1 pseudogene is annotated in these 237 nt (G+C 46.0%); it reads right to left on the reverse strand.

From position 1 onward, the window contains the following. Positions 1-237, reverse strand: a pseudogene (locus SB751_RS35125) (hypothetical protein); the annotation flags it as partial.

A 237-nucleotide genomic window follows, 5' to 3' on the forward strand; every position in this document is an offset into this window, starting at 1 on the left:
CGGAGTTCAGTACGACGTTCGCAATGAAGGACGAAGCGTCGCGATTTTGCGGAAGTCCGTGGTGAGCGCTATATCCCCATTGCGTCAGCAGGTCGCAAAGTGTGTGGATCGAATTTCGAATCAATACCTTTTCAGGCCCTGATGCAGAAACCTTCTCTAACATACCCTCGAAAGCATGGCGAATAGTCTCAATCGTTATGTTCTCAAAATAATTTATTAAATCCGTCGCAAAAAGTG

It is taken from the genome of Cupriavidus sp. SIMBA_020 (assembly GCF_046535395.1).
GTDB classification, from domain to species: Bacteria; Pseudomonadota; Gammaproteobacteria; order Burkholderiales; family Burkholderiaceae; genus Cupriavidus; species Cupriavidus campinensis.